22 protein-coding genes are annotated in these 26,596 nt (G+C 72.5%); 13 read left to right on the forward strand and 9 right to left on the reverse strand.

What is annotated here, in order from left to right; genetic code table 11:
• Positions 1-3: 3 nt before the first annotated feature.
• The 8 genes from AB0C27_RS37075 to AB0C27_RS37110 all read left to right on the forward strand — a co-directional run bounded on the left by AB0C27_RS37075 (position 4) and on the right by AB0C27_RS37110 (position 10,161).
• Complete coding sequence (locus AB0C27_RS37075; protein ID WP_357854164.1) at positions 4-975, forward strand: arabinan endo-1,5-alpha-L-arabinosidase; 972 nt, start codon at positions 4-6, stop codon at positions 973-975.
• Between the two features lie 235 nt (positions 976-1,210).
• Positions 1,211-1,369 carry a hypothetical protein gene (locus tag AB0C27_RS37080; RefSeq protein WP_357854166.1) on the forward strand — a complete coding sequence of 53 codons (159 nt, stop codon included), beginning with the start codon at positions 1,211-1,213 and terminating at the stop codon, positions 1,367-1,369.
• Positions 1,370-1,395: 26 nt separating this feature from the next.
• On the forward strand, positions 1,396-2,481 hold the full coding sequence (locus AB0C27_RS37085) for a TRAFs-binding domain-containing protein (RefSeq protein WP_357854169.1): 1,086 nt from the start codon (positions 1,396-1,398) through the stop codon (positions 2,479-2,481).
• 121 nt (positions 2,482-2,602) lie between these two features.
• The gene (locus AB0C27_RS37090) at positions 2,603-3,154 is read left to right on the forward strand and encodes a hypothetical protein (RefSeq protein ID WP_357854172.1); all 552 of its coding nucleotides are present in this window, start codon (positions 2,603-2,605) and stop codon (positions 3,152-3,154) included.
• A 213-nt stretch (positions 3,155-3,367) separates the two neighbouring features.
• On the forward strand, positions 3,368-4,432 hold the full coding sequence (locus AB0C27_RS37095) for a LacI family DNA-binding transcriptional regulator (protein WP_357854175.1): 1,065 nt from the start codon (positions 3,368-3,370) through the stop codon (positions 4,430-4,432).
• Entirely contained in the window at positions 4,429-6,471 is a 2,043-nt protein-coding gene (locus tag AB0C27_RS37100) for a beta-galactosidase (protein ID WP_357854178.1), read from the forward strand. The genes AB0C27_RS37095 and AB0C27_RS37100 overlap by 4 nt, the downstream gene beginning before the upstream one ends.
• Before the next feature lie 17 nt (positions 6,472-6,488).
• A complete protein-coding gene (gene yicI, locus AB0C27_RS37105; RefSeq protein WP_357854181.1) occupies positions 6,489-8,768 on the forward strand; it encodes an alpha-xylosidase in 2,280 nt (759 codons plus the stop codon).
• 1 nt (position 8,769) lies between these two features.
• Positions 8,770-10,161: a GH1 family beta-glucosidase gene (locus tag AB0C27_RS37110; RefSeq protein WP_357854184.1), complete on the forward strand. Its 1,392-nt coding sequence runs from the start codon at positions 8,770-8,772 to the stop codon at positions 10,159-10,161.
• Between the two features lie 21 nt (positions 10,162-10,182).
• Here the strand turns inward: AB0C27_RS37110 and AB0C27_RS37115 are convergent, their stop codons facing one another.
• The 5 genes from AB0C27_RS37115 to AB0C27_RS37135 form a co-directional block, all read right to left on the reverse strand.
• A complete protein-coding gene (locus AB0C27_RS37115; protein WP_357854187.1) occupies positions 10,183-11,016 on the reverse strand; it encodes an SAM-dependent methyltransferase in 834 nt (277 codons plus the stop codon).
• 102 nt (positions 11,017-11,118) lie between these two features.
• Positions 11,119-12,171 carry a hypothetical protein gene (locus tag AB0C27_RS37120; protein ID WP_357854190.1) on the reverse strand — a complete coding sequence of 351 codons (1,053 nt, stop codon included), beginning with the start codon at positions 12,169-12,171 and terminating at the stop codon, positions 11,119-11,121.
• 86 nt (positions 12,172-12,257) lie between these two features.
• Positions 12,258-12,896 carry a nitroreductase family protein gene (locus AB0C27_RS37125; RefSeq protein WP_357854193.1) on the reverse strand — a complete coding sequence of 213 codons (639 nt, stop codon included), beginning with the start codon at positions 12,894-12,896 and terminating at the stop codon, positions 12,258-12,260.
• A 70-nt stretch (positions 12,897-12,966) separates the two neighbouring features.
• On the reverse strand, positions 12,967-14,079 hold the full coding sequence (locus tag AB0C27_RS37130) for an arabinogalactan endo-1,4-beta-galactosidase (RefSeq protein ID WP_357854196.1): 1,113 nt from the start codon (positions 14,077-14,079) through the stop codon (positions 12,967-12,969).
• A 9-nt stretch (positions 14,080-14,088) separates the two neighbouring features.
• A complete protein-coding gene (locus AB0C27_RS37135) occupies positions 14,089-16,122 on the reverse strand; it encodes a beta-galactosidase (protein ID WP_357854199.1) in 2,034 nt (677 codons plus the stop codon).
• Between the two features lie 191 nt (positions 16,123-16,313).
• On the opposite strand from AB0C27_RS37135, the gene AB0C27_RS37140 reads away from it, so the two are divergent.
• The 5 genes from AB0C27_RS37140 (at position 16,314) to AB0C27_RS37160 (ending at position 21,448) form a co-directional block, all read left to right on the forward strand.
• A complete protein-coding gene (locus AB0C27_RS37140) occupies positions 16,314-17,633 on the forward strand; it encodes an extracellular solute-binding protein (RefSeq protein WP_357854201.1) in 1,320 nt (439 codons plus the stop codon).
• Complete coding sequence (locus AB0C27_RS37145) at positions 17,630-18,514, forward strand: sugar ABC transporter permease (RefSeq protein ID WP_357854204.1); 885 nt, start codon at positions 17,630-17,632, stop codon at positions 18,512-18,514. The genes AB0C27_RS37140 and AB0C27_RS37145 overlap by 4 nt, the downstream gene beginning before the upstream one ends.
• Positions 18,514-19,395, forward strand: a complete 882-nt coding sequence (locus AB0C27_RS37150; protein ID WP_357854207.1) for a carbohydrate ABC transporter permease — start codon at positions 18,514-18,516, stop codon at positions 19,393-19,395. Before AB0C27_RS37145 ends, AB0C27_RS37150 begins: the two co-directional genes overlap by 1 nt.
• Entirely contained in the window at positions 19,392-20,387 is a 996-nt protein-coding gene (locus AB0C27_RS37155; protein WP_346114346.1) for a LacI family DNA-binding transcriptional regulator, read from the forward strand. Before AB0C27_RS37150 ends, AB0C27_RS37155 begins: the two co-directional genes overlap by 4 nt.
• 230 nt (positions 20,388-20,617) lie before the next feature.
• Positions 20,618-21,448, forward strand: coding sequence for an SAM-dependent methyltransferase (locus AB0C27_RS37160; RefSeq protein WP_357854210.1), 831 nt, complete (start codon positions 20,618-20,620; stop codon positions 21,446-21,448).
• 4 nt (positions 21,449-21,452) lie between these two features.
• Here AB0C27_RS37160 and AB0C27_RS37165 read toward each other — a convergent pair whose 3' ends face one another.
• From AB0C27_RS37165 to AB0C27_RS37180, 4 genes are all read right to left on the reverse strand, one after another.
• Positions 21,453-21,830 (reverse strand): YchJ family metal-binding protein, encoded by a 378-nt coding sequence (locus tag AB0C27_RS37165; protein ID WP_357854213.1) that lies wholly within the window; start codon positions 21,828-21,830, stop codon positions 21,453-21,455.
• Between the two features lie 178 nt (positions 21,831-22,008).
• The gene (locus tag AB0C27_RS37170) at positions 22,009-22,860 is read right to left on the reverse strand and encodes an NAD-dependent protein deacetylase (RefSeq protein WP_357854216.1); all 852 of its coding nucleotides are present in this window, start codon (positions 22,858-22,860) and stop codon (positions 22,009-22,011) included.
• Positions 22,861-23,006: 146 nt separating this feature from the next.
• Positions 23,007-24,779 (reverse strand): ABC transporter ATP-binding protein, encoded by a 1,773-nt coding sequence (locus AB0C27_RS37175; RefSeq protein WP_357854219.1) that lies wholly within the window; start codon positions 24,777-24,779, stop codon positions 23,007-23,009.
• A complete protein-coding gene (locus tag AB0C27_RS37180; protein WP_357854222.1) occupies positions 24,776-26,515 on the reverse strand; it encodes an ABC transporter ATP-binding protein in 1,740 nt (579 codons plus the stop codon). Before AB0C27_RS37180 ends, AB0C27_RS37175 begins: the two co-directional genes overlap by 4 nt.
• Between the last annotated feature and the right edge of the window lie 81 nt (positions 26,516-26,596).

A 26,596-nucleotide genomic window follows, 5' to 3' on the forward strand; every position in this document is an offset into this window, starting at 1 on the left:
CCCTTGCGTCGCCTATCCCGTCTCGTCGCCGCCCCCGTGACCGTGCTCGCGCTCACCGCCTCGCTCGCGGGCGCCGGGCTCGCCTATCCCAACCCCGGCCGGGTCACCGGCGACGTCCTCGTGCACGACCCCACGATGATCCGCACCTCGTCCAACTACGTGCTCTACTCCACGCACGGCTACCTGGAGGCACGCACCTCCACCGACCGCATCGCCTTCACCCGGGCGGGCTCGGCCTTCCGCACGCCACCGTCGTGGTGGCGGACGTACTCCTCCGGCAACGACCCGTGGGCGCCCGACATCTCCCAGCAGGGCGGGAGATATCTCATGTACTACGCGGTCTCCAGCTTCGGCTCCAACCACTCCGCCATCGGCCTGGCCACCAGCTCGACCGGCCAGCCCGGCTCCTGGAGCGACCAGGGCGTCGTCTACGCGACCACGACGAGCGCCGACCACAACGCCATCGACCCCAACCTCCTGGTCGACTCCTCCGGACGGTGGTGGCTGAGCTTCGGCTCGTACTGGACGGGGATCCGGATGATCCGGCTCGAACCCTCGACCGGCAAGCGTCATTCCTCCGACAGGACGCTCTACCACCTGGCCACCCGGCCCGACGCGCCGTACGCCGTCGAGGCGCCCGACATCATCCGGCACGGAAGCCACTACTACCTGTTCGCCTCCTACGACCGGTGCTGCGCGGGCACCTCCAGCACGTACAAGATCAAGGTCGGCCGCTCGTCCAGCCCCACCGGCCCGTACGTCGACCGCTCAGGCACGCCGATGTTGTCCGGCGGCGGCACGATGGTGCTGGAGACCCACGGCCGCTACATCGGGCCCGGCGGCCAGAGCGTCATGTCCGACGTGGACGGCGACCTGCTCGTCTACCACTACTACGACGGCCAGGACAACGGCACGGCGAAGCTCGGCGTGAACCTGATCGGCTGGGACTCGGCCGGCTGGCCGTACGTCTACTGACCCGCCAAGAGGCCGGCCCCGGGACCCTCCCCCGGGGCCGGCACGCGGCGGAGAAGGGCCGGCACGCACGCGCGGGCCGGCCACCGGCGTGGGGGGAGTCGCCGATGCGGAGGCCGGCACGTGGCGTGCGCGGCCGGATGCGGTCAGGTATCGGTGGCGCCATTGTCGGGCCTGTCGATTTCTCCTACATTGCGGCTGCAATCACGCCGTCTCCCTCCGTAGCGGGAGGTAATTCGTGAGGCCCCCGCCGCTGCTCGCGCGGTTCCCCGCGCTGCGTGCCCCGGCCGCCTCCGCGCCGGTGATCCCGGCCGGCCGCAGGGCCGCCTACCCCGCACTGGCCGCCGACTTCGAGGTCCTCGACCGCGAGCTGACCCCGGTCATCCGTACGCAATGACGCGTCAAGCGCAGGGAGGGCAGGCGATGAGCAACTCCGTGGCATTCATGGTGATGCCGTTCGGCAGGAAACCCACCGGGCGGGCGGACGACGGCGTCCCCGCCGTGGTGGACTTCGACGCGCTCTGGGAACGGGTGCACGAGCCGCTGCTCACGGAGCTCGGCTACCGGGCGATCAGGGCCGACAGCGACCTCGGGGCGCTGGTCATTGTCCAGATGATCCAACGGCTGGCCCTGGCGGACGTCGTGATGGTGGACGTCTCGCTGCCGAACTCGAACGTGTACTACGAAGTGGGGGTGCGCCACGCGGCGCAGCGGATCGGCTGCGTCCTGGTGGCGGCGACCTGGGCCGAGCCGGTGTTCGAGGCGCTGCCCGGCTATCCGGAGATCTCCGACGGCGCCCAGCTGACGCCGTTCACCGCGGCGGTCGACATGCTCTCGGACTTCCAGGCCGACGTCCGGGCGATCCAGCTGACCTCGGGCCGGCGGCAGCGCCAGGATAAGACGCGCGCGCTGGTCGCCCGGTTCGGCGCCCAGCCCGTCATCCGCGAGTCCGTGGTGCTGAAGCTGCTCAGGCTGATCGAGGACAACCTCGAATGGGAGGACGTGCTCGCCTACATCGACACGCTGCCGGACGCGCTGCAGCGGCATCCGCCGGTGATCGAGCGCAGGCAGCTCGCGCCGGCCAGGACCGGCAAGGCGGCGCAGTCGGCCGGCGCGCTCGAACTGCTCATCGAGCGGGTGGGCCCCTCGTCCGAGCGCATGGGGCTGCTCGGCGGCAGGTACAAGGACCTCATGCACGAGTCCGCGGGCGAGACGTCGCGCGACTACCTGGACCAGGCCATCACGGCCTACGAACGCGGGATGACGCTCGACCTGAACGACTACTACCCGGCCTCCAACCTGCCCCGGCTCTACCGGCTGCGCGGCGGCAGGGGCGACGAGGAGCGGGCGGCCGAGGTCGCCACGATCGTCCTGGCCGCGTGTCAGGCCGGCCTCGTACACCGGCCCTGGGACGAGTGGGCCCTGCCGACCAGGCTCGGCGCGGCGTTCGACAAGGGGATGTGGAACTGGCGCGGGATCTGGTCTCACAGATCCGCAGAAGGGGCATAACCGACAAGCAACTGAAGACGACCATCCGGGATCTGGAGCTCAGCTTGTCGTTGCAGAAACGGCGCAGGGTCAGGGCGGGCCTGCGCGGCGTGCTGGAGTCGTTCCGCGCTCTGGGGCAGGAGTGAGGCGAGTCGTGGTCGTGGGCGGTCACCTGGTGGACCGCCCCGATCGGGTCCCGCCGCGCTTCCCGCAGCACCGCGTCGAGGCCGTGACGGCCGCGATGGGCGCGGTCCTCGACGAGTGGGAGGCCGGGCCGGGAACGACCGTGATCTGCGGCGGCGCCCGCGGCGCCGACCTCATCGGCGCGGGGCTCGCCCTGAGCCGGGGCGCCGCGGTGCGCCTGCGGCTGGCGCTGCCGCCGGCCGAGTTCGCGCGCCGGTCGGTGGACCTGCCGGGCACCGACTGGCACGCGCGGTTCGAGGAGGTACGGGCGCGGGCGGAGGTGGAGGTGCTGCCGGCCGGCGCGGCGGTGGGTGACGAGGTGTTCGCCCGGGTCAACGCGTGGATGGCCGAGGAGGCGTACGGGCTGGACGAGCGGCCGCGGGCGATCGTCGTCTGGGACGGCAAGCCGGGCGACGGGCCCGGCGGCACCGCGGACCTCGTCGCACTGCTGGCCGGCCGCGACGCCGATACCCGGATCCGGATCATCCACCCCGACCCCACGGCCCCCTGAGCCCCCCGAGCCCCGACGCCCCCGACGCTATCGACGCCCCCGACGCCATCGTCCGCCCGAGCCTCCGGCACCCTGGCGCGTCGCGTCCGCCCGGGACCCGCATGTCCCCTATTTCCGGCCAGCCATATTTACGCCATTGACATCCGTATAAAGCGGACTTTAGCGTGATGCGAAACGTTTCGACACCGATATCGGCCACCCACCGGAGTCTCCTTGCCCTCGATACGTGACGTGGCCTCGCGCGCCCAGGTCGCGGTCAGCACCGCGTCGGCCGCGCTCAACGGCACCCGTCCGGTGGCGGCGGCGACGAGGCAGCGCGTGCGACAGGCGGCCGAGGAGCTCGGGTACCGCCCCAACCTGCTGGCCCGCGGCCTGCAGAGCAAGCGCACCCGCATCCTGGCGCTGCTGTTCCCCGCCCCGCACAGCGGTTTCGGGCTGACCGAGATGCGTTTCGCCACGGCGGCGGCCGAGGCGGCCAGTGAGCTGGGCTACCACCTGCTGCTGTCGCCCGAGACCGGCGACCCGATCGAGGAGCTGCGCCACCTCACCGGGCTCGGGCTGGTGGACGGCGTGCTGCTGATGGAGGTCAGCCTCGACGACGAGCGGGTGGAATTCCTGCTGGAGGCCGGGGTGCCGTTCAGCATGATCGGCCGCACCCGCGAGCCGGGCCCGATCGACCACGCCGACATCGACTTCGCCGCCACCGCCAGGGACGCGGTGGCGCACCTCGCCGGGCTCGGGCATCGCAAGCTGGCCTTCTTCAACCTCTCGCCCGGTACGTACGCGGCCCAGTACGGCCCCGCGATCAGGGCGGGCGAGGAGTTCGCCGCCGCCGCCCGCGCGGCCGGTCTGGCGTATGTGGACGACTTCCGCCCCGGCTCGGCCGAGGAGGGCGGGCAGGCGTTCGAGCGCCTGATCGAGGCGCATCCTGACGTGACGGCGCTGGCCGTGATGGACGACCACGCCGCGGTCGGCGTGATCGCGGCGGTGGCGCGGCGCGGCTGGCGCATCCCCCGGGACCTGACGCTGATGCTGGTGCTCTCCTCGGCCAGGGTCGCCGAGATGTTCCACCCCCGGCTGACGACGATGGAGCCGCCCAGCGCCGAGCTGGGCCGGCTGGGGGCGCGGATGCTCATCGACCGGCTGCGGGGCGACACGCCGCCGCAGGGGCGGCTCGTGCCCTGCCGGCTGGTCCCCGGGGACAGCTCGGGACCGCCACGAGAGGGGCCATCGCGGGCCAGTACGGCGCGGAAGGCGACAGGGGGAATGGGTTCATGACGGAGCGGCTGGGCATGCACACGCTCACCGAGGGGCGCGGGCTGCTGTTCGGCGGTGACTACAACCCGGAGCAGTGGCCGGAGAAGGTCTGGGCCGAGGACGCGGAGCTGATGCGGGCGGCCGGGGTCAACCTGGTCACGGTCGGGGTGTTCAGCTGGGCCCGGCTGGAGCCCGAGCCGGGCAAGCACGACTTCGGCTGGCTCGACCGGGTGCTCGACCTCATGGCCGCGAACGGCATCGCCGTCGACCTGGCTACCCCGACCGCCTCCCCACCGCCCTGGCTGGGGCACCGGTGGCCGGAGACGCTGCCGGTGGACGAGGGCGGGCACCGCCTCTGGTACGGCTCGCGCAACCAGTTCTGCCCCTCCTCCCCCGTCTACCGCGAGCGGGCCCTGGCCATCGCCGGCGCCCTGGCCGACCGGTACGCCGGCCATCCGGCGCTGGCGCTGTGGCACGTGGGTAACGAGCTGGGCGAGGTCTGCCACTGCGACGTGTCGGCCGAGGCGTTCCGCGGTTGGCTGCGGGCGCGCTACGGCGATCTCGGCACGCTCAACGAGGCCTGGGGCACCACGTTCTGGAGCCAGGGATACGGCGACTGGGCGGAGGTCCTGCCGCCACGCCGCGCCCCGTACATCGTCAACCCCTCGCAGCGGCTCGACTGGTGGCGCTTCAGCTCGGACGCGCTGCTCGGCCACTTCCGCGCCGAGCGCGACGTGCTGCGGGCCCGCACGCCCGACGTCCCGGTCACCACGAACTTCATGGGCTTCTTCAAGCGGGCGGACTACTGGTCGTTCGCGGCGGAGGAGGACGTCGTCGCCAACGACTGGTACCCGGAGCCGGGCGACCCCCTCTCCCCTGCCAGGACGGCGCTCACCCACGACCTCATGCGCGGCCTGGCGGGCGGCCGGCCCTGGCTGCTGATGGAGCAGTCGACCAGCGCCGTCAACTGGCGCCCGCACAACCTGCCCAAGCCGCCCGGCCAGCTCCGGCTGGAGTCGCTGCAGGCGGTCGCGCGCGGCGCGGACGGGCTGTGCTACTTCCAGTGGCGAGCCTCGCGCTTCGGCGCGGAGCGCTTCCACGCCGCGATGGTGCCGCACGCGGGCGCGGACACGCGGCTGCACGCCGAGGTGCGCGCGCACGGGCAGGAGCTGCGCGGGCTGGCCGCGCTGGCGGGTGAGCCGGTGCCGGCGCGGGTGGCGATGGTGTTCGGCTGGGAGAACTGGTGGGCGCTGGAGGAGCGCGGGCGGCCCAGCGACCGGCTCAACGCCGTGGACCAGCTGCTCGCCTACTACGTGCCGTTCTTCGAGCGCGGGGTGAGCGTGGACGTGGTGCCGCCGTCGGCTGATCTGTCCTCGTACGCGCTGGTCGTGGTGCCGAACCTGTTCCTCGTCGCGGACGGGGACGCGGAGGCGCTGTCGGCGTACGTGCGCGGCGGCGGCGTGCTGGTGGTCGGGCCGTTCTCGGGGGTGGTGGACCCGCGCGGGCACGTGCGCACCGGGCCCTTCCCCGCGCCGCTGCGCGAGGTGCTGGGCGCCAGTGGCGAGGAGTGGCTGCCCGCGCCGGACGACCGGCCGGTGCGCTGCCGGTGGAGCGGCGGCGCCGAGTTCACCGCGAGCACGTGGACCGAGCTGCTGCGCGCCGAGGGCGCCGAGGTGGTGGCCGAGTTCACCGAGGGCGACCTCGCGGGCCGCCCCGCCGTCACCCGCCACCGCGCCGGCCCCGGCCCTGGCGAAGGCCCCGGCGAAGGCCCCGGCGAAGGCGTCGCCTGGTACGTGGGCACCATGCCCGAGCCCGCCGCGCTCGGCGCCCTGGCCGCGCGGGTGCTGGCCGACGCGGGCGTGGAGGGGGCGGTGCCCGAGCTGCCGCCCGGCGTCGAGGCCGTGCGCCGCGGCGAGGTCCTGTTCCTGCTGAACCACGGCGCCACCACCGTACGGGTGCCGCTCCAGGAGGCGGCCGAGGATCTGCTGACCGCGGCGCCCGCGCAGGACGCCGTCACCCTGGCCCCCCGCGCGGTCGCCGCGCTGCGCCGCCTGCCCTGACACGAGAACGGATCGAGATGAAGTTCAAAGACGGCTACTGGCGGATGCGTCCAGGGGTGCGGGCGGACTACGCCACGTCCGCGCACGACGTGACGGCCGAGCGGGGTTCGGTCCGGATCCTCGCCCCGACCAGGGAGATCGTCCGCCGTGGCAACACCATCGACGGGCCGGTCCTGCGGGTGGATCTGTCCTCGCCGATGCCGGACGTCATCCGCGTCCGCGTGGTGCACCTGGCCGGATCGGTGCCCGCCGCCCCCGTCTTCGAGGTGCGGGACGACCACCCCGGGGTGGAGGTCTCCGTGGACGCCGGACAGGTGAGCCTGACCAGCGGCGCCCTCACCGTCCGCGCGGGCCGGGACGCGCCCTGGGACCTGTCCTTCAGCGCCGGCGGGCGCGAGCTGACCCGCAGCGCGGGCAAGAGCCTCGGCATCATGAACGACCAGGACTCCCGCCACTTCCTGGTCGAGCAGCTGCGCCTCAGCGCCGGCGAGCTCGTGTACGGCCTCGGCGAACGCTTCGGCCCCCTCGTGCGCAACGGCCAGTCCGTCGACATCTGGAACGAGGACGGCGGCACCAGCAGCGAGATCGCCTACAAGAACGTCCCCTTCTACCTGACGAACCGGGGCTACGGGGTGTTCGTCAACCATCCCGGCCGGGTGTCGTTCGAGGTCGGGTCGGAGAGCGTGTCACGGGTGCAGTTCAGCGTCGAGGGCCACGACCTGGAGTACCTCGTGATCCACGGGCCGACGCCGGCCGACGTGCTGCGCCGCTACACCGCGCTGACCGGCCGCCCCGCGCTGCCGCCCGCCTGGTCGTTCGGGCTGTGGCTGTCCACCTCGTTCACCACCGACTACGACGAGGCCACGGTGACGTCGTTCGTGGACGGGATGGCCGAGCGGGACCTGCCGCTCAGCGTCTTCCACTTCGACTGCTTCTGGATGCGGCGGTTCCGGTGGTGCGACTTCGAGTGGGACCCCGAGGTCTTCCCCGATCCCGAGGGCATGCTGCGCCGGCTCAAGGAGCGCGGGCTGCGCGTGTGCGTGTGGATCAACCCGTACATCGCGCAGGCGTCGGCGCTGTTCGACGAGGGGGCAGCGGCGGGGCACCTGCTGCGCAGGCCGGACGGGACGGTCTGGCAGGATGATCACTGGCAGGCGGGCCGGGCGCTGGTGGACTTCACCTCGCCGGCCGCCCGCGAGTGGTACGCGGGCAAGCTGCGAGGGCTGCTCGACATGGGGGTGGACGCGTTCAAGACCGACTTCGGCGAGCGCGTCCCGACCGACGTCGCCTACGCCGACGGCTCCGACCCGGGGCGGATGCACAACTACTACAGCCTGATCTACAACCAGACCGTCCACGACGTGCTGGCCGAGCGGCGCGGCCCGGGCGAGGCGGTGCTGTTCGCGCGCTCGGCCACGGTCGGCGGGCAGCGGCTGCCGGTGCACTGGGGCGGCGACTGCGAGTCCACGTTCGAGGCGATGGCCGAGTCGCTGCGCGGCGGGCTGTCGCTGGGCCTGGGCGGATTCGGCTTCTGGAGCCACGACATCGGCGGCTTCGAGGGCCGTCCCGACCCGGCCGTGTTCAAGCGGTGGGTCGCGTTCGGGCTGCTGTCCTCGCACAGCCGGCTGCACGGGAGCGGCTCCTACCGGGTGCCGTGGCTGTTCGACGAGGAGTCGGTGGACGTGCTGCGCGCCTTCACCCGGCTCAAGGCGCGGCTGATGCCCTACCTGTACGGCGCCGCCGTACAGGCCGCGCGGGAGGGCCTGCCGATGATGCGGGCGATGCCGCTGGCCTTCCCCGGCGACCCGGCCTGCGCCCACCTGGACGCCCAGTACCTGCTCGGCCCGGACCTCCTGGTCGCGCCGGTGTTGTCGGCGGACGGCGAGGTCACCTACTACGTGCCCGCCGGCACGTGGACGCGGCTGCTCGACGGGGAGAGGGTCACCGGACCTGGGTGGCGTACCGAGCGGCACGGGTTCGACAGCCTGCCGCTGCTGGTCAGGCCGGGCGCGGTGATCGCGACCGGCGCCCGCGACGACCGGCCCGACTACGACTACGCCGACGGTGTCACCCTGAACGTTCACGAGCCGGCCGACGGCGAGGTCACCACCGTCACGGTCCCCGATTCGGGCGGCCGGCCGGCCGCCGTGTTCGAGGTGTCCCGAGAGGGCTCGCGCCTGCGCGCCCGCCGTATCGAGGGCGCCCCCGCCCCCTGGAACCTGCGCCACGCCGGGACACACGCCGCCGCGGCGCCCGGGACCGACCACATCGAGATCAGCCTCAGCGCCAAGGAGTGACATGACCGCCTTCCCCGAGAACTTCCTGTGGGGCACCGCCACCGCCGCCTACCAGGTCGAGGGGGCCTGGAACGAGGACGGCCGCGGGCCGTCCATCTGGGACACCTTCTCCCACACGCCGGGCCTGGTGGCGCGTGGCGACACCGGTGACGTGGCCTGCGACCACTACCACCGGCTGGAGGAGGACCTCGACCTGCTCGGCGCCCTCGGCGTCGGCGCCTACCGCTTCTCCATCTCCTGGCCGCGCGTGCAGCCGGGCGGCCGGGGCGGGGTGAACCGGCCCGGCCTCGACTTCTACCAGCGGCTCGTGGACGGCCTGCTGGCCAGGGACATCGCCCCCGTGGCCACGCTCTACCACTGGGACCTGCCGCAGGAGCTTGAGGACGCGGGCGGCTGGCCCGAGCGCGACACCGCGGCGCGCTTCGCCGAGTACGCCCGGCTCATGGGCGAGGCGCTGGGCGACCGCGTACGGACGTGGATCACCCTGAACGAGCCGTGGTGCTCGGCCTACCTGGGTTACGCCTCCGGCGTGCACGCCCCGGCCAGGACCGAGCCCGCCGCCGCGCTGGCCGCCGTGCACCACCTCAACCTGGGCCACGGCCTGGCCGTCCAGGCGCTGCGCTCGACCACCGCCAAGGACGCGCAGATGTCCGTCACGCTCAACCTGCACCACGTGCGCGGCGTCTCCGACCGGGACGCCGACGCGGTCCGCCGGGCGGATGCGGTGGCCAACCGGGCCTTCCTCGGCCCGATGCTGGAGGGCGCCTACCCGCGCGACCTGATCGCCGACACCGCCGCGGTGACCGACTGGTCGTTCGTGCGCGACGGCGACGAGGCCACCGCCTGCCAGCCGCTGGACGTGCTCGGCGTCAACTACTACAACCCGACGCTGGTCCGCGCCTGGGACGGCGCCAGTGCCAGGGAGACCGCCGACGGGCACCAGGACGGGGCCGCCTCGCCGTGGATCGCGTGCGAGGACGTCGAGTTCGTCCAGCAGCCGGGGCCGTACACGGAGATGGGGTGGAACATCGACGAGACCGGGCTGACCGAGCTGCTGCTGCGCCTGCACCGCGACTACCCCGGCATGCCCACGATGATCACCGAGAACGGCGCCGCCTTCCCCGACCCGGTCTCCGCCGACGGGCTCGTGCACGACGCCGACCGCGTCGACTACCTGCACCGGCACTTGAGCGCCGTGAACGAGGCCATCGCGGGCGGGGCGGACGTGCGGGGGTACTTCGTGTGGTCGCTGATGGACAACTTCGAGTGGGCCCACGGGTACGCCAAGCGGTTCGGCATCGTCCGGGTGAACCGCGACACGATGGAGCGCACCTGGAAGGACAGCGCGCACTGGTACCGCGACGTGGTCGCCGCGAACAAGCTGCCCGGCTGACCTCCCGGGGCTGACCCGGGGCTACGGCTTGCGGGCCACGCCTCCGGCGAAGGTGTGATAGGTGATCCCGAGTTCGGGCAGTTCCTCGCCCGGCTCGGGACGCCACTCCGGCAGCGGCACCAGGCCGGGCTCCAGCAGTTCGAGCCCGTCGAAGAAGGCGAGGATCTGCTCGCGGGTGCGCCACCGGCCCGTGCCCAGGTGCTCGTTGAACACCCGCTCCGCGCTGACGGCCTGCTCGGCCACCTCGGGGTGGGCCTGGCCCGGGTTCTGGAAGTGCGAGATCACCACGTGGCTGCCGGGAGCGAGCGGGCCGATGAGGCGGGCCGCGATGCCGGCCGGGTCCTCCGCGTCCGACATGTGGTGCAGGATGCCGAACAGCAGCAGCCCGACCGGCTCGCTGAAGTCGATCAGCGCGCGGGTGCGCGGGTCGTCCAGGATGCGCTCCGGCTCGCGGGCGTCGGCCTCGATGATCGTGGTGGACTCGTCCACGGCGAGCAGGGCCCGGCCGTGGGCGAGCACGATGGGGTCGTTGTCGACGTACACGACGTGGGCCCCGGGCGCGACGGACTGCGCGACCTCGTGCACGTTGCCCTGCGTGGGCAGCCCTGAGCCGATGTCGAGGAACTGGCGGATGCCCACCTCACCGGCCAGATGACGGACCGTGCGGCGCAGGAAGCCGCGGTTGGACGCGGCCGCCTGCGGCGCGTCCGGCGCGATCTCCAGCATCGCGGCCGCCACGCGGCGGTCGCTGGCGTAGTTGTCCTTGCCTCCGAGGATGTAGTCGTAGACACGGGCGACGCTCGGCTTGCTGGTGTCGATCCCGCGGGGCGCGCCTTGCTGCTCGCTCTCGGGCACGGGGAGCTCCTTGCGACGGTTCGGGGCGTGGGCGCCATGATCCTGCTGGCGCCATGATCTTAAAGGGACCGCCCCGATCCGCGCGCGAAGTATCCGGAAATTTCAGGACACGCCCAGTTCGTCACGCAGCAGCTGCGCCGCGCCCGCCATGGCGCGCATCTTGCCCTCGGCCGACTCCCTCGGCAGGTACTTCATCCCGCAGTCGGTGGCGATGACGATCCGCTCGGGAGCCGTCCACGAGAACGCCTTGCGCACGCGTCCCGCCACCACCTCCACCGGCTCCACGTCGGGCGTGGACAGGTCGATCACGCCGAGGATGACCGTCTTGTCCTTCAGGTCGGACAGCACGCCGAGGTCCAGCCCCGACTGCGCGGTCTCGATCGACACCTGCTTCACCGGGCAGCCGGCCAGCTCCGGCAGGAACGAGTACGCCTCGGGCCGCTCGTGGATGATCGCCGCGTAGCCGAAGCAGATGTGCACCGCCGTCATGCCGGTGATCCCGTCGAGCGCCGCGTTCAGCGCCGCCAGGCCGTAGGCCCGCGCCGCCTCCGGCCTGGCCTGCATGTACGGCTCGTCGATCTGCACGATGTCGGCCCCGGCCGCGAACAGGTCGCGGATCTCGGCGTTGACCGCCGCCGCGTAGTCCATCGCGGCCGCCTCGGCGTCGGGGTAGTGGTCGTTCTGCGCCTGCTGGCTCATCGTGAACGGCCCCGGCACCGTCATCTTCACCACGTGGTCGGTGTGGGCGCGCAGGAACCGCAGGTCGTCGACCTCGACCGGGCGGGGCCTGCGGATCGGCCCGGCGATGCGCGGCACGGGGTTGGGATGCCCGCTGCGGTCGAGCGCCGTGCCCGGGTTGTCGAGGTCGAGCCCCTCAAGGGCGGTGGCGAAGTGGTTGGAGTAGCTCTCGCGCCGGATCTCGCCGTCGGTGACGATGTCCAGACCGGCCCGCTCCTGGGCCCTGATCGCCAGCTCGGTGGCGTCGTCCTGGGCCTGGGCGAGCCGGTCGGGCGGGATCCGCCACAGCTCCGCGGCCCGCACGCGCGGCGGGAACCGGCCGGCCAGCCGGGCGCGGTCGATCAGCCATTCGGGCTGGGCGTAGCTTCCGACCAGGGACGTCGGCAGCAGCGGCAAGGCGTTCACAGGGTCATTCACAGGGGGCCCTCCGTCACAGTTGGTTCAGGCCCCCTACTCTGCCCGCCCCGCGCGGCCGTTACCAGTGATCCGCTACCGGTGATCCGTTACCAGCGATCCACGTGAAGGACCTCCTCCAGCGGCTGACGCTTGGCGGGGCTGAAGGTCTCGCCGGTGTAGTACGCGGTGGGGATGAGCACGCCCTGCCGGACGTCGCCGGGGATGCCGAGCAGCTCGGCGATCTCGCTCTCGTACGCCAGGTGCAGCGACGTCCACGCGGTGCCCAGGCCGCGGGAGCGGGCGGCCAGCATGTAGCTCCAGGCGGCCGGGTGCAGCGAGCCCCACAGCCCGGCCTGGTTGCCCGGCGGCAGGCCGCCGGGCACGCGGATGCAGCCGATCACCAGCACCGGCACCTCGCCCATGTGCTCGGCGAGGTGGCCGGCGCTGTCGGAGACGCGCTGCTGGGTCGCCACCCGTTCCGGGTCGTCCGCGAACAGCCGCCGGGCCGAGGTGCCCGACTCGTAGTAGTGGCGCCACGAGCGCTGGTAGTAGTCGCCGATGGCCTTGCGCTTGTCCGCGTCGGTGACCACTACCCAGTGCCAGCCCTGCGAGTTGCCTCCGGTGGGCGCCTGGAGGGCGATCTCCAGGCACTCCCTGACCAGCTCCAGCGGGACCGGGCGGGTGAGGTCGAGGCGCTTGCGGACACTTCTGGTCGTGGTGAGCAGCTCGTCTGCTGAGATCGTCATGCGCTCATCATGCCCAGCTCGGCGCCTGGCGTAGCGGGCGCCGCCGTCACCGGCCGCGCCCGCGCCCGGCTCAGCGGCGGCCGAGCACCGCCATCGCGGGGAGCGCCCGGTCGTCGTAGCCGAACAGGGCCTGGTTCTCCCAGCCGTTGCCCGACGCCGGGTCGGCCGGGTCCCAGCCGTTGCCCTGGACGCCGGTCCACGTGGCCTCCCAGGTGAACAGGCCGAGGCCGAGGCCGTTCGGCACGGCGCGGACGATGTCGGCCACCTTGGCCAGCATCGCCGCCTGCCCCTGCGGGGTCGCCGGGTGGCCGGGGTACGGCTCGGCGGCGGTGATGATGTTCGGCCAGCCGTCGTCGTCCTCCGTGGTGAAGGGGTAGGCGGTCTCGACCACGACCACGGGCTTGCCGTACCGGAGGGCCACGTCGTTGATGTTGGCCTGGAAGCTCTCCGGCGTGCCGTGCCAGAAGGAGTAGTAGGACATGCCGATCACGTCGTGGCGGATGCCGTGGGCCCGCGCGTTGTCGAACCACCACCGGTAGAGCCCGTTGTCGCCGCCGTCGGCCAGGTGCAGCACGACCTTGGTGGAGCGGGACACCCGCTTGGCGGCGTCGTAGCCGGCGTTGAGCAGGGCGGCCGTCTTGGGCCAGTCGGCGTTGGAGCCGTCGGGCCAGAGCAGGCCGCCGTTGATCTCGTTGCCGATCTGCACCATGTCGGCCGTGGTGCCCTGGCGGCGCAGCGCGTCGAGCACGTCGAAGGTGTGGTCGTACAGGGCCTGCCTGAGCCCGTCGAAGGGCAGCGACTCCCAGGCGGCGGGCTTGAACTGCTTGCCCGGGTCGGCCCAGGTGTCGGAGTAGTGGAAGTCGACGAGCAGCCGCATGCCCTGCGCCTTGATCCGCCTGGCCATGGCCAGCACCCTGGTCTTGGTGTTGTAGCCGTCGGCGGGGTTCACCCAGACCTTGAGCCGCAGGTAGGTGAGCCCGGCCCTGGACAGGATGGCCAGCGCGTCGCCCCTGCGCCCGCGGGCGTCGCGGTAGACGCCGCCGTACGCCTCCGACTTGGCCAGGCTGGAGACGTCGGCGCCCCTGATCGGGAGCCGGCCGTGCCCGGCCTGGGCGGAGGCGGGCGCCGCCGGGAAGACGGCCAGGGCGATGAGTAACAGCAGGGTGATCAGGATGCGTTTCATCGGGTCTCCCTAGGGGTGGGGGGATGGCACGACGACCACGACGTCCCCGGCGGCGACGGTGACCGGCCCGTCGTGCCGTACGCCGTCGAACACGCTCACGCCGCTCACCCCCTCGACCGTGACGGCCTGGTCGCCGTGGTTGATCAGGAAGACGTGGTCGCCCCTGCGCACCAGTTCGAGGGTGTCGGGGAGACCGTGCGGGCGGGAGACGCCCGCGTGGGCGAGCACCTGGGCGAGCAGGTCGCGCAGGCCGGTGAGCGGGGCGGTGGCGAGGTACCAGGCGGCGCCCGCGCCCAGGTCGTGGCGGGTGAAGGCGGGGTGTCCCGCGTCGGGTCCCGAGGCGAAGCCGCGCAGCGTCGTCGCGCCCGCGGGCCGGACCCGTTCCGACCAGATCCGGGCGGCGCCGCCATCGTCCGGCTCCCCGGTCAGGTCCCCCGTCAACTGACCAATGAGCTGCCCAGTAAGCTGCACCGTTTCGTAGGCGCGCAGAGGGTGGAACTCCTCGATCGACAGACCGAGCAGTTCGCGCAGCGCGCCCGGGTGGGCGCCGGGGTGGATGGCGTCGTGCTCGTCCACGATGCCGGAGAAGTACGACACGAGCAGGTTGCCGCCCGCTTCCACGTACTGGCGCAGGTTCTTGGCGGACGCCTCGGTCAGCAGGTACGAGCTGGGCGCGACCACCACCCGATACCCCGAAATATCAGCGGAAGGGTGGACGAAGTCCACCGTGACGTGCTCCCGCCACAACGCCTCGTAGAAGGCGTCCACCCGCTCCCTGAACCTCAGGTCAACCGACGGCCGCCACTCCAGCTCCAGCGCCCAGTACGACTCCCAGTCCCAGACGATCGCGACCTCGGCCCGCACCCGGCTCCCCCGCACCCCGGCCAGCCGCCGCAGGTCGGCGCCCAGCCGGACCACCTCGCGCCACTGCTCGGAGTCCGCCCCCGCGTGCGGCACCATCCCGGAGTGGAACTTCTCCGCCCCGAACCGCGAGGCCCTGAACTGGAAGAACAGCACGCTGTCCGAGCCGCGCGCCACGTGCGCGAGGCTGTTGCGGCGCATCTCGCCCGGCCGCTTGGCGAGGTTGCGCGGCTGCCAGTTGACCGCGCCGGCCGAGTGCTCCATCAGCATCCACGGCTCGCCGCCCGCCACCGACCTGGCGAGGTCGGCGGACATGGCCAGGTCGATGTGGTTGTCGGGCCGCTCGGCCTGGAGGTAGTGGTCGTTGGCGATCACGTCCAGCTCGCGGGCCCACTGCCACAGGTCGGTGGACTTGCAGTTGACGGTGCCGGCGAAGTTCGTGGTCACCGGGACGCCGGGGGCCACCTCGCGCAGGATGTCGCGCTGGAGCGCGTAGTGCGCGCGGTGCTGGCCGTCGCTGAAGCGGGCGTAGTCGAGGCGCTGGGCCGGGTTGACGGTCGTGTGGTTGGCGCGGGGCGCGTCGATCTGGGACCAGTCGGTGTAGGTCTGGCCCCAGAACGTGCCGCCCCACGCCTCGTTCAGCGCGGAGACGTCGCGGTACGCGGCTTCGAGCCACCGGCGCCAGGCGGCCACGCTGTGCTCGCAGTAGCACTCGCCGAGCGGCGCCCCGTACTCGTTGTGCACATGCCACATGACCACGGCGGGATGGCCCCGGTAGTGCTCGCCCAGCGCCCGCACCAACCGCCCGGTCGCCTCCAGGAAGGCGGGGGCGCTGGAGCACGCGCTCTGCCTGCCGCCGAACCCGATCCGCAGCCCCTCCCTGGTCACCGGCAGCACGTCGGGGTGCTCGGCCACCAGCCAGGCGGGCGGGGCCGCGGTCGGGGTGGCCAGGTCGACGGCCACGCCGGCGCGGTGCAGCCGGTCGATGACCTCGTCCAGCCAGCCGAACGCGAAGCGGCCCGGCTCCGGCTCCATCAGCGCCCACGAGAACATGCCGAGGCTGACCAGGTTGACCCCGGCCTCGCGCATCAGGGACACGTCCTCTTCCAGGACCTCGCGCGGCCACTGCTCCGGGTTGTAGTCGCCGCCATAGGCGATTCCGGCAGGACGCTCCGGATACATCCATCCCCCTTGGAAAACTTCTGTGAACGTGCACAGTATGGCTCACCCGTCCGCATTGGGAACCGGCGGGCGGAAATTACTCGCGATAGGGCGATCCTTCAGGACATTAACGAGAACGTAACAACCCCTTGACGGGCGTTTCCGGGCTGTTCCACTCTGTGCACGTTCACAGAACCATCTGGAGGTACGCAATGCGCGCCAACCGCCTTGGAGCAGCCCTGGCCGTCGTCCTCACGGCCGCCCTCGCCGGCTGCGGGTCGGGCGAGCCCGCCGCCGAGAGCCCCGAGGCGGCGCAGAGCCCCGCGGCCGCCCCGCAGGGGCCGGTGAAGCTCACGTACTGGGCATGGGCCCCGAACATGGACAAGATCGCCGCCGTCTGGAACAAGGACCACCCGGACATCCAGGTCACGGTCAGCAAGCAGGCCGGCGGCGACGACGCTGCGGCCAAGTACCTCACCGCCGCCAAGGCGGGCAATCCCCCCGACCTGGTGCAGGCCGAGTACCAGCACCTTCCCTCCTTCATCGCCGCCGACGCGGTCGCCGACATCAAGGCCGAGACCGGCGCGATCAAGGGCGAGTTCACCGAGGGACTGTGGAAGCTGGTGACGCTGGGCACCGACGCCGTCTACGGCATCCCGCAGGACAGCGGCCCGATGATGCTCTTCTACCGCAAGGACCTGTTCGACAAGCACGGCCTCAAGGTGCCGGCGACCTGGCAGGAGTACGGCGAGGCGGCCAGGCAGCTGCGGAAGAAGGATCCGAAGGCCTATCTCGGCACGTTCTCCAGCAAGGATCCGGGAGCGTTCACAGGGCTGGCCCAGCAGGCCGGGGCGCAGTGGTGGTCGATCAACGGCGAGTCGTGGAAGGTCGACATCGCCGACGAGCCCACCAGGAAGGTCGCCGACTACTGGGGCGGCCTGGTGAAGGAGGGCGTCATCGACGACATGCCGTTCTTCACCCCCGAGTGGAACAAGGCGCTCAACGACGGCAAGCTGCTGACCTGGCCGTCCGCCGTCTGGGCGCCGGGCGTGCTGTCCAGCAACGCGCCCAAGGGCAAGGGCAAGTGGGCCGTCGCGCCGCTGCCGCAGTGGAACGCCGGCGAGAGCTTCAGCGGCTTCTGGGGCGGCTCGTCCACGGCCGTGTCGGCCAAGACGCCCAACAAGGCCGCCGCCACCCAGTTCGCCACCTGGCTCAACACCGACTCCGCCGCCATCGACCTGCTGGTCAAGGAGGCCGCGATCTACCCGGCCGCGACCAAGGCCCAGTCGGCGCTCGGCGCGGCCCCCGACTACTTCGCCAACCAGCCCGACTTCTGGCAGCAGGCCGCCACCGTCTCGGAAGGCGCCCGCGGGTTCACCTTCGGGCCGAACGTCGGCGTGACGTACAACGCCTTCAAGGACGGCTTCGACAAGGCGCTGCAGGCCGGCACGCCGTTCTCCGCCGCCATCCAGTCGATGCAGGACGCCACGGTCGCGGACATGCGCAAGGCCGGCTTCCAGCTCGCGTCATGAAGCGCTCGCAGAGGAGGCTCTGGCCGTACCTCTTCCTGACCCCCGCGATCGTGCTGTTCACGTTGTTCCTCGCGGTGCCGATCGGCTACACCGTCTACCTGGCGATGCGCAGGACCAAGGTGTCCGGGCTGGGGCTGGGCAGAGGGGCGCGCAGGGAGGTGTTCGTCGGGTTCGACAACTTCGCCGCCGCCCTGGCCGACGCCGAGTTGTGGCAGGGCTGGCTGCGGGTGCTCGGCTACGGCGCGCTGGTGCTGGCCGTGATGCTGGGGCTGGCGCTGCTGTTCGCGCTGCTGCTGGACTCGGCCCGGGTGCGGCTGGCCCGCTTCTCGCGGATCGCGATCTTCCTGCCGTACGCGGTGCCGGGCGTGGCGGCCACCCTGCTGTGGGGCTTCCTCTACCTGCCCTCGCTCAGCCCGATCCGGCAGGTCCTGGACGTGGACCTGCTGGGCGCCACCACCGTCACGTACTCCATGGCGAACGTGGCGGTGTGGGGCGGGGTCGGCTTCAACATGCTCGTGCTCTACACCACGCTGCGCGCGATCCCCCGCGACCTGTACGAGGCCGCCCGCCTCGACGGCGCCTCCGAGTTCCAGATCGCCGTCCGCGTCAAGATCCCGATCCTGACCCCGGCGATCATCCTGACCACCGTGTTCTCGATCATCGCGACCATCCAGGTGTTCACCGAGCCCACCACCCTGCGCCCGCTGACCAACACGATCAGCTCCACGTGGAGCCCGCTCATGAAGGTCTACCGCGACGCCTTCGTCACCGGCGACCTGTACTCGGCCGCCGCCACCTCGATCGTCATCGCGGCGATCTCGCTCGTCCTGTCCTTCGGGTTCCTGCGCGTGGTCCGCAACCGCGCCTTCGGGGAGGGTTGATGGCCACGGTCACCGCCGCCACCGCACAACGCCGCCGCGCCCGCTCCGGCTCCAGGGGGCCGGCCGGGCTGGTGCCGACCGCGCTGCTGCTGATCGGGGCGCTCTACTGCCTGTTCCCCGTGGCCTGGGTGCTGATCGCGGCGACCAAGTCGCCCGCCGAGCTGTTCAGCACCTCGACGCTCGCCTTCGGCACCGGCTTCTTCGACAACGTCGGGGAGCTGTTCGCCTACCGCGACGGGGTGTTCTGGCTCTGGGCCGGCAACACCCTGCTCTACGCGGGCGGCGGCGCGCTGCTGTCGACCGCGGTCTCGGCGGTCTCCGGATACACGCTGGCCAAATACCGCTTCCCCGGCCGCGACGTCATCTTCAACCTGCTCATCGGCGGCATCCTGGTGCCCGCGGTCGTGCTCGCGATCCCGCAGTACCTGCTCTTCTCCAAGATCGGCCTGGCCGACAGCCACTGGGCCGTGCTGCTGCCGCAGATCCTGCACCCGTACAGCATCTACCTGGCCCGCATCTACGCCGCCGCGGCGATCCCCGACTCGCTGCTGGAGGCGGGCCGCATCGACGGGGCCGGCGAGTGGCACCTGCTGCGGCGGGTGGCCATGCCGCTCATGGTGCCGGGCATGGTGACGATCTTCCTGTTCCAGTTCGTGGCCATCTGGAACAACTTCCTGCTGCCGTTCATCATGCTCGGCGACGACGGCAAGTTCCCGCTCACGGTGGGCCTCTACACGCTGCTGGCGGCGGGGGCGAACCAGCCCACGCTCTACAACCTGATCCTGACGGGCGCCTTCCTGTCGATCGTGCCGTTGATCGCGCTCTTCCTCACGATGCAGCGATACTGGAAGACCGATCTGTCCTCCGGAGCCGTCAAGTGAAGCGCCCTACCATCCACGATGTCGCCGCCGCCGCGGGCGTGTCCCGCGGCACGGTGTCCCGCCTGCTCAACGGCGACAAATACGTCAGCCCGAAGGCGCGGGTGGCCATCGAGCGGGCCATCTCCGAGACCGGTTACACGGTCAACCGCGCCGCCCGCAGCCTGGTCACCCAGCGCACGGGCTCGGTCGTCATGGTCATGTCGGAGCCGCACGAGAAGCTCTTCGAGGACCCCAACTACAGCACGCTGATCCGGGTGGCGATCAGGATGCTGGCCGAGCACGATCTGTCGCTGGTGATGATGATGGCGGGCGACGAGGCCGACCGCGAGCGCGTGGTGCGCTACGTGCGCGGCGGCCACGCCGACGGGGTGCTGCTCGTCTCCACGCACGCGGGCGACCCGCTGCTCGACGCACTGCAGAGCGGCCCGCCCGCCGTCTCCTGCGGCGCCGTCATCGGCCGCGAGACCGTCATCCCGTACGCCACCGCCGACGACCGCCTCGGCGCCCGCCAGATGACCGAATACTTCGTCGGGCTCGGCCGCCGGCGCATCGCCATGATCACCGGCCCGATGGACACACCCGGCGGCATCCAGCGCCTGGAGGGCTTCACCGACGTGCTCGGCCGCCGGGCCACCTCGAAGCTGATCGCCCACGGCGACTGGACTCAGGCCAGCGGCGAGCGGGCGATGACGGAGCTGCTGGAGCGCACGCCCGACATCGACGCCGTCTTCGTGGCCTCCGACCTGATGGCCGCCGGGGCGCTGGCGGCGCTGCGCGCGGCCGGGCGGCGGGTGCCGGACGACGTGGCGGTGGGCGGCTTCGACGACTCCTCGGTGGCGGTCTCGACGCATCCGCCGCTGACCACGATCCGCCAGCCGCTGGCCGAGATGGCGCAGGCGACGATGCGGCTGCTGCTGGCGCTCATCGACGGGGCCGAGCACGTCGAGCCGGTGATCCTGCCGACCGAACTGGTGATCCGCGAGTCCGCCTGACCGCCCGCGCGCCGAGGCCGCGCTCTCTTCCCGCGCCGTGATCGCGATGGCTCCCGCACCGTGATCGCGGTCCCCTCCCACAGCGGCGGTCGCGATCTCTCCCCGCCGTGATCGCGATCCTTTTCCGCGCCCTCACTTTCGTGCTCTAATGTGCCACGCTCACTTCCCGAAATTTCCGCACTTTTCGGCATTATGATCATGCGAGCTGACGTCCCCCGAAGGAGCCCACGGTGGCCGACAACGAACGGGAGCGGGGCCCGGCGGGCATCGACACCACCAAGCCCAACGTCTCCCGCGTCTACGACTACATGCTCGGCGGCAAGGACAACTACGAGGCCGACCGCCTGATGGCGCAGAAGGCGCTCGAGATCGCCCCCGACGCCCGCGAGTCCGGGCGCGCCAACCGCGAGTTCCTCGGGCGCGTGGTCCGCTACCTGGCCGCCGAGGCCGGCATCCGCCAGTTCGTCGATCTCGGCTCCGGCCTGCCCACACAGGGCAACGTGCACGAGATCGCCCAGTCGGCCGCCGAGGGCACCCGGGTCGTCTACGTCGACCACGACCCGACCGTCCTGGTCCACGCCCGCGCCCTGCTCGCCGTGAACGACTCCACCACGGTCGTCGAGGCCGACGTGCGCGAGGCGGAGCGGATCCTGGACCATCCGAAGATCCGGCGGGTGATCGACTTCGAGCAGCCGGTGGGGCTGCTGATGTTCGCGATCCTGCACCATCTGGCCGACGACGACGATCCGGCCGGGATCACCCGCGCCATGATGGCGCGCCTGGCGCCGGGCAGCCATCTGGCCGTCTCCTGCTTCCACAATCCCGGCCTGGCCCATCCCGAGGTGTCCAAGCAGGCGTACGCGGCCGAGAAGATCTTCAACGAGACGCTCGGCACGGGCCGGTGGCGGACGAGCGAGGAGATCCTGGCCTACTTCGACGGGCTGGAGCTGGTGGAGCCCGGCCTCGTGCCGTTGCCCGAATGGCGTCCCGGCACCGAGGACCGCGCGGCACCCGGCATCACCTACCACACCTTCGTGGGGGCCGTCGGCCGCAAGCCGTGACGTGTTACAGGGCGCCCGCGTAGACCCAGCGGCCCTCGTACCGGACGAACCTGCTGTGCTCCTCCATCTCCCCCGGCCGGCCGCGGTCGAGGTAGTGGGCGCGGAAGCGCACGGTGCCCTCGGTGTGCACGACGCTGCCCCCGCTGCTCTCCAGCACCTCCAGCCGCGTCCACTTCACCCGCCGGTCCAGGACGGAACCCGCCGGGCGGGCGGAGGGCAGCCAGGTGCGCAGCAGGTAGGCCTCGTCCCCGACCGCGAACGCGCTGAACCGCGACCGCATGAGCTGCTCGGCGGTGGCGGCGGCCGAGTCACCACGGTGCAGCCTGCCGCAGCAGTCCTGGTAGGTGCCGGGCAGGCCGCAGGGACACGTATGAGAAGCCATGCCCCCATTCTCCCCCGCCCCCGACACCCCACAGCACCCCACCGCACCCCGGCTCCAGCGGTGCCGCCGGCCGCCGGCCGCCGGCCTCAAAGTGTCCGGCCCCCGCGCCGCAACTCCGCAGTGGAGCCGTGCCGGGAGGCCGGTCAGGTGGAGGTCGCGAGCTGGGCCGTGAGGTGGGTCAGGTAGAGGTCGTGAGGTGGGCCGTGAGGTGGGTCAGGGTCGGGCCGAGCGGGGCGTCAACGGTGAGTGCGGCGTCGGCGTCGGCGCCGGTCGGGCCCTGGTTGACGATCGCGATGGGGATGCCGAGCGCCGCCGCCCTGCTCACGAACCGCAGCCCCGACCTGATCGCCAGCGACGACCCGAGCACCAGCAGCGCCCGCGCCCCGCCCACGACCGCGAAGCACTCGTCGACGCGCGGCCCCGGCACGTTTTCGCCGAAGAAGACCACGTCCGGCTTGAGCAGCCCGCCGCAGCCCGTGCAGTCGACCACGCGGAACGTGGCCACCTGGGCGTCGGTGAGCACGGCGTCGCCGTCGGGGTTGATCTGACCGGCCGCCGCCTCCCACTCCGGGTTGGCCGCGCGCAGGCGCCGCTCCAGCTCGGCGCGCGGCGTGCGCTCGCGGCAGGACAGGCAGACGACGCGGTCGAGCCCGCCGTGCAGCTCGATCACCCGGCGGGCGCCGGCCGCCTGGTGCAGGCCGTCCACATTCTGGGTGACGATGCCGGCCAGCAGCCCGCGGCGCTCCAGCTCGGCCACGGCCCGGTGACCGTCGTTGGGCCGGGCCAGGCCGATCTGCCGCCAGCCGACGTGGCTGCGCGCCCAGTAGCGCCGCCGCGCCTCCGCGCTGCCCACGAAACGCTGGTAGGTCATCGGCTCGGCCCGCCTGGCCCGCCCCGTCGGCCCCCGGTAGTCGGGAATGCCCGACTCGGTCGACAGCCCGGCCCCGCTGAGCACGGCCACCCGGCCCCTGGAGACCAGCTCGACCAGCTCCGCGACCCCGGTCATGCTCGGCGTGATGCTTGATGTCACAGATCCATGGTGCCCCCTCCCACCGACAACCTCGGCCACCACCCCTCACCGGCCCGCCTCACACCGCCGCACCGCCAGGCCGCGCCGCGGGCCGGCCGGGTTGGGCGCCCGCCGAGGCCGCCCGCTCACCCGGCGGCCCCGCTCGTTCAGTCGCCCGTCCGTTCCTCCGCCTCCGCGATCAGCTCCGCGTGCCAGAGCCGCCGCATCTCCGGGCATGTCTCCAGCAGCTCGGTCAGCCGTCCCCGCCCGGCGACCCGCCCCCGGTCCAGGACGATCACCTGGTCGGCGCGTTCGAGCGCGGCCTGCCGGTGGGAGACGACCAGCACGGTCTCCGGGCCGTTCCCGGCGATCCGCTGCCACAGCAGTCGCTCGGTCTCGACGTCCAGCGCCGACGACAGATCGTCCACGACCAGCAGGTCCGGCTCCCGTACGAGGGCGCGGGCGGCGCTGACGCGCTGGGCCTGCCCGCCGGACAGCCGCATCCCGCGCGGCCCGACGAGTGTGTCCAGCCCGGCGGGCATCTCGGCCAGGTCCTGCTCGAACACGGCCAGCTCCAGCGCCCGCCGGGCATCCCCGGCCCGCCCGAGCAGCAGGTTCTCGCCGAGCCCGGTGGAGAAGAGCCGGGGGACCTGGCCCGCGTACGCCGTCCGCCCGGGGACGAGGAACGTGCCCGGGTCCTCGATCGGCACGCCGTTCCACGAGATCGTGCCCGCGTCCAGCGGCAGCAGGCCGAGCAGGGCGCGTACCAGAGTGGTCTTGCCCGCTCCCACGGCCCCGGTCACGACTGTGAACGAGCCCCGCTCGACGCGCAGCCCGACGTCGTGCAGCACCCCGCGCACGCTCAGCCCGCGCGCCTCGAACACGCGCAGCCGGTCGGCGTGCGGCGGCGGGGTCGCGGCGGGCGGCGGGTCGCGGCGCAGCCACACCTCGGTGCCCTTGACCAGGTCGTCCGCGTCCTCGTGCGGCGCCATCATCCCGCCGAGCCGCTCGGTCGCGACCGCGGCCTGCGGCAGCCGGTAGAGCAGAGTGCCGATCGACCGGGGCAGCGCGGTGAGCCAGCCGATGTAGCTGGTGAACAGCGCGAGGTCGCCCACGGTGAACTCGCCGCCGCGCATGGCGGGCGCGGCGAGCAGCAGGACGAGCCCGATGCTGAGCTCGACGGTCGTGGTGGTCGCCGCGTCGAGCAGGTCGGTCGCCATCCGGTCCCTGACGGCGGCGTCGCGCCGCCGCCGGTTGTGCTCGCGCAGCCGCTCCAGCGCCGCGTCCTCGGCCCCGGCGGTCTTGATCGCCAGTACGCCGCCGAAGACCTCCCCCACGTACGCGGTCACGGCCGCGCCGAGCAGCCGGGCCCGCCGGTGCAGCCGCGCGATCGTGCGCCGCATCGTCCGGCTCAGCACGCCGACCGCGATCATCGGCAGCACCAGCACGAAGGTGACGACGGGATCGACCGCGGCCATGATCGGCACGGCGGCCAGGGCGAACAGCGTGGTGCCCGCCAGGCTGACGCTCTCGTCGGTGAAGTCCACCGCGTCGGCCACGTCGTCGCGCATACGTGCCACGGACTCGCCGGAGGAGTGCGGCAGCCGGGCGGCGGCGGGGCCGCGCGCGGTCAGGACGGAGCGCAGGACGTTGCCGCGCAGCAGCGTCGCGGCGGCGTTCCACCAGTAGACGCCGTACGTCCACGCGACGATGATCACCACCCCGCGCACGACCTCGACGCCCACGAACGCCGCGCACCACCACAGCGTCGCCTCCAGCGCGGCCGGCCGGTGGCCGCTGATCCCGTCGAAGACCTCCCGCAGGACGAGCCCGCCGGCCAGCGGGATCACGTGGACCGGCAGCCACAGCAGCGCCCCGATCACGTACCGGCGCAGGTCGAACGTGGCCAGCCGGGTGGCCACCCGCATCACCGGCCTCATCGGCTCACCCCCGCCAGGTCCAGCAGCCGGCCGAAGCGGCTGCGCGGGTCGGCGGCGAGGTCGGCGCGGCGGCCGTACTCGACGATCTTGCCGTGGTCGAGCACCGCGATCTTGTCCACCTTCGCCAGGGATGACAGGCGGTGCGCGATGATCACGCCGGTCCTGCCGTGCAGCAGGCGGGCGACGCCGTCCTCGATGCGGCGCTCGGTGGCGGGGTCGAGCCGGCTCGACGCCTCGTCCAGCACGACGAGCCCGGGGTCGGCGAGGAAGGCGCGGGCGAACGCGAGGAGCTGCGCCTGCCCGGCGGACACCGTACGCAGCTCGGTGTCGAGCCCGTCGGGCAGCTCGTCCGCCCACTCCGCGAGTCCGGCCGCGCCGAGCGCCGCGCGCAGCCGTTCGTCCCCTGGTGAGGGCCGGAACAGGGTGAGGTTGTCCCTGACGCTGGCCGCGAAGAGCTGCACGTCCTGGGTGACCACGCCGATCCTGGCCCGCAGCGAGTACGGGTCCGCCGCGCGCAGGTCCACGCCGCCCACCAGCACGGAGCCCTCGTCCGGGTCGTGCAGGCGCAGGACGAGCCGGCCCAGCGTGGTCTTGCCGCTGCCGGTCCGCCCGACCAGGCCGAGCGTCTCCCCGGGCGCGAGTGTGAGGTCGATCCCGGACAGCACCCGCTCGTCGTCGCCGGGGTAGGAGAACCCGACGCCGTCGAGCCGCAGGCCGAGCGGCCCGGTGGCGGGCAGCGGGCGGGTGCCGGGGATCAGCGACGGGCGCTCGGCCAGCAGGCCCGCGATGCGGGACAGCCCGGCCAGGGCCGCCTGGTACTGCCTGATCTGGTCGATCAGCCGTTCGAACGGCGCCCGTACCATGAGCGTGTACTGGAAGAGCAGCACGGCGGTGCCGACCGTGAGCGCCCCGGTCTCCATGGTCCAGGCCGCCAGCCCCAGCATGATCGCCGTCCCGGCGGCGAAGGCCACCGAGGTGCCCGCCAGCAGGGTGGTGCCGACGCGGGCGTCGTGCCACTCGGCGCGCAGGACCGCGGCGCTCGTCTGGTGGAACCGGCGTACGGTGTGCTCGCCCGCGCCGTTGGCCCTGAGGTCCTCGGCGCCCGCGAGGCGCTCTTCGAGCACGCCCATCAGCGTGGCGTTCGCGGCGCGCGAACCGGCCGCCGGGGGGACGGCCAGGCGCTGCGCCCTGACCATGCCGTATCCGATGAGCAGGCAGTACGCCAGCAGCACGGCCCCGATGCGCCAGTCGACGGTGAACACGACGGCGACCACGCCGGCCAGCAGCAGCACGCCGGCCACGACGTCGAGCAGGAACGCCACGACGAAGTCGGCCACCGCGACGACGTCGCCGTCCACCCGTTCGATCAGCTCGCCGGGGGTGTGCCGGCCGTGGAAGGCCAGGTCGAGGCCGAGCGTGTGCTCGGTGAGCCGCTCACGCAGGCGGTTGCTGCCGTCCCAGGCGAGCCGGCTGGCCAGCCACGCGGTCAGCATGCGGGCCGCCTGGCCTCCGGCGGCCAGCCCGAGGTAGCCGAGCGCGATCAGCGTCAGGTGCCGGATGCTCGCGCCGGCGATGGCGTCGTCGACGAAGCGCCGGGTGATCTGCGGCGCGGCCAGCGGCAGCGCGGTCGCCGCGGCCACGGCGCCGGCCAGCGCGGCGGCGGGCCGCCGTCCGGGGCGCAGCAGGCGGAGGAGTGAGGTGTCAGAGGATGAGGTCCTGGAGTCGGACGGTCTCAAGAAGCGTCATGCCCTTTGCATAGGAGGATTCGCTGAGCTGGGGGAACATGAACGCTTCCCGCATCGCGGGCCTCCTGTGGG

The organism is Nonomuraea sp. NPDC048882, assembly GCF_040649755.1.
Classification (GTDB): domain Bacteria; phylum Actinomycetota; class Actinomycetes; order Streptosporangiales; family Streptosporangiaceae; genus Nonomuraea; species Nonomuraea maheshkhaliensis.

Coding starts and splice junctions, on each gene's coding strand:
- AB0C27_RS37130 (WP_357854196.1), bottom strand. CDS start 14,079: ATGAAACGCATCCTGATCACCCTGCTGTTACTCATCGCCCTGGCCGTC.
- AB0C27_RS37165 (WP_357854213.1), bottom strand. CDS start 21,830: ATGGCTTCTCATACGTGTCCCTGCGGCCTGCCCGGCACCTACCAGGAC.
- AB0C27_RS37140 (WP_357854201.1), top strand. CDS start 16,314: ATGCGCGCCAACCGCCTTGGAGCAGCCCTGGCCGTCGTCCTCACGGCC.
- yicI (WP_357854181.1), top strand. CDS start 6,489: ATGAAGTTCAAAGACGGCTACTGGCGGATGCGTCCAGGGGTGCGGGCG.
- AB0C27_RS37175 (WP_357854219.1), bottom strand. CDS start 24,779: ATGAGGCCGGTGATGCGGGTGGCCACCCGGCTGGCCACGTTCGACCTG.
- AB0C27_RS37125 (WP_357854193.1), bottom strand. CDS start 12,896: ATGACGATCTCAGCAGACGAGCTGCTCACCACGACCAGAAGTGTCCGC.
- AB0C27_RS37110 (WP_357854184.1), top strand. CDS start 8,770: ATGACCGCCTTCCCCGAGAACTTCCTGTGGGGCACCGCCACCGCCGCC.
- AB0C27_RS37100 (WP_357854178.1), top strand. CDS start 4,429: ATGACGGAGCGGCTGGGCATGCACACGCTCACCGAGGGGCGCGGGCTG.
- AB0C27_RS37145 (WP_357854204.1), top strand. CDS start 17,630: ATGAAGCGCTCGCAGAGGAGGCTCTGGCCGTACCTCTTCCTGACCCCC.
- AB0C27_RS37085 (WP_357854169.1), top strand. CDS start 1,396: ATGAGCAACTCCGTGGCATTCATGGTGATGCCGTTCGGCAGGAAACCC.
- AB0C27_RS37150 (WP_357854207.1), top strand. CDS start 18,514: ATGGCCACGGTCACCGCCGCCACCGCACAACGCCGCCGCGCCCGCTCC.
- AB0C27_RS37135 (WP_357854199.1), bottom strand. CDS start 16,122: ATGTATCCGGAGCGTCCTGCCGGAATCGCCTATGGCGGCGACTACAAC.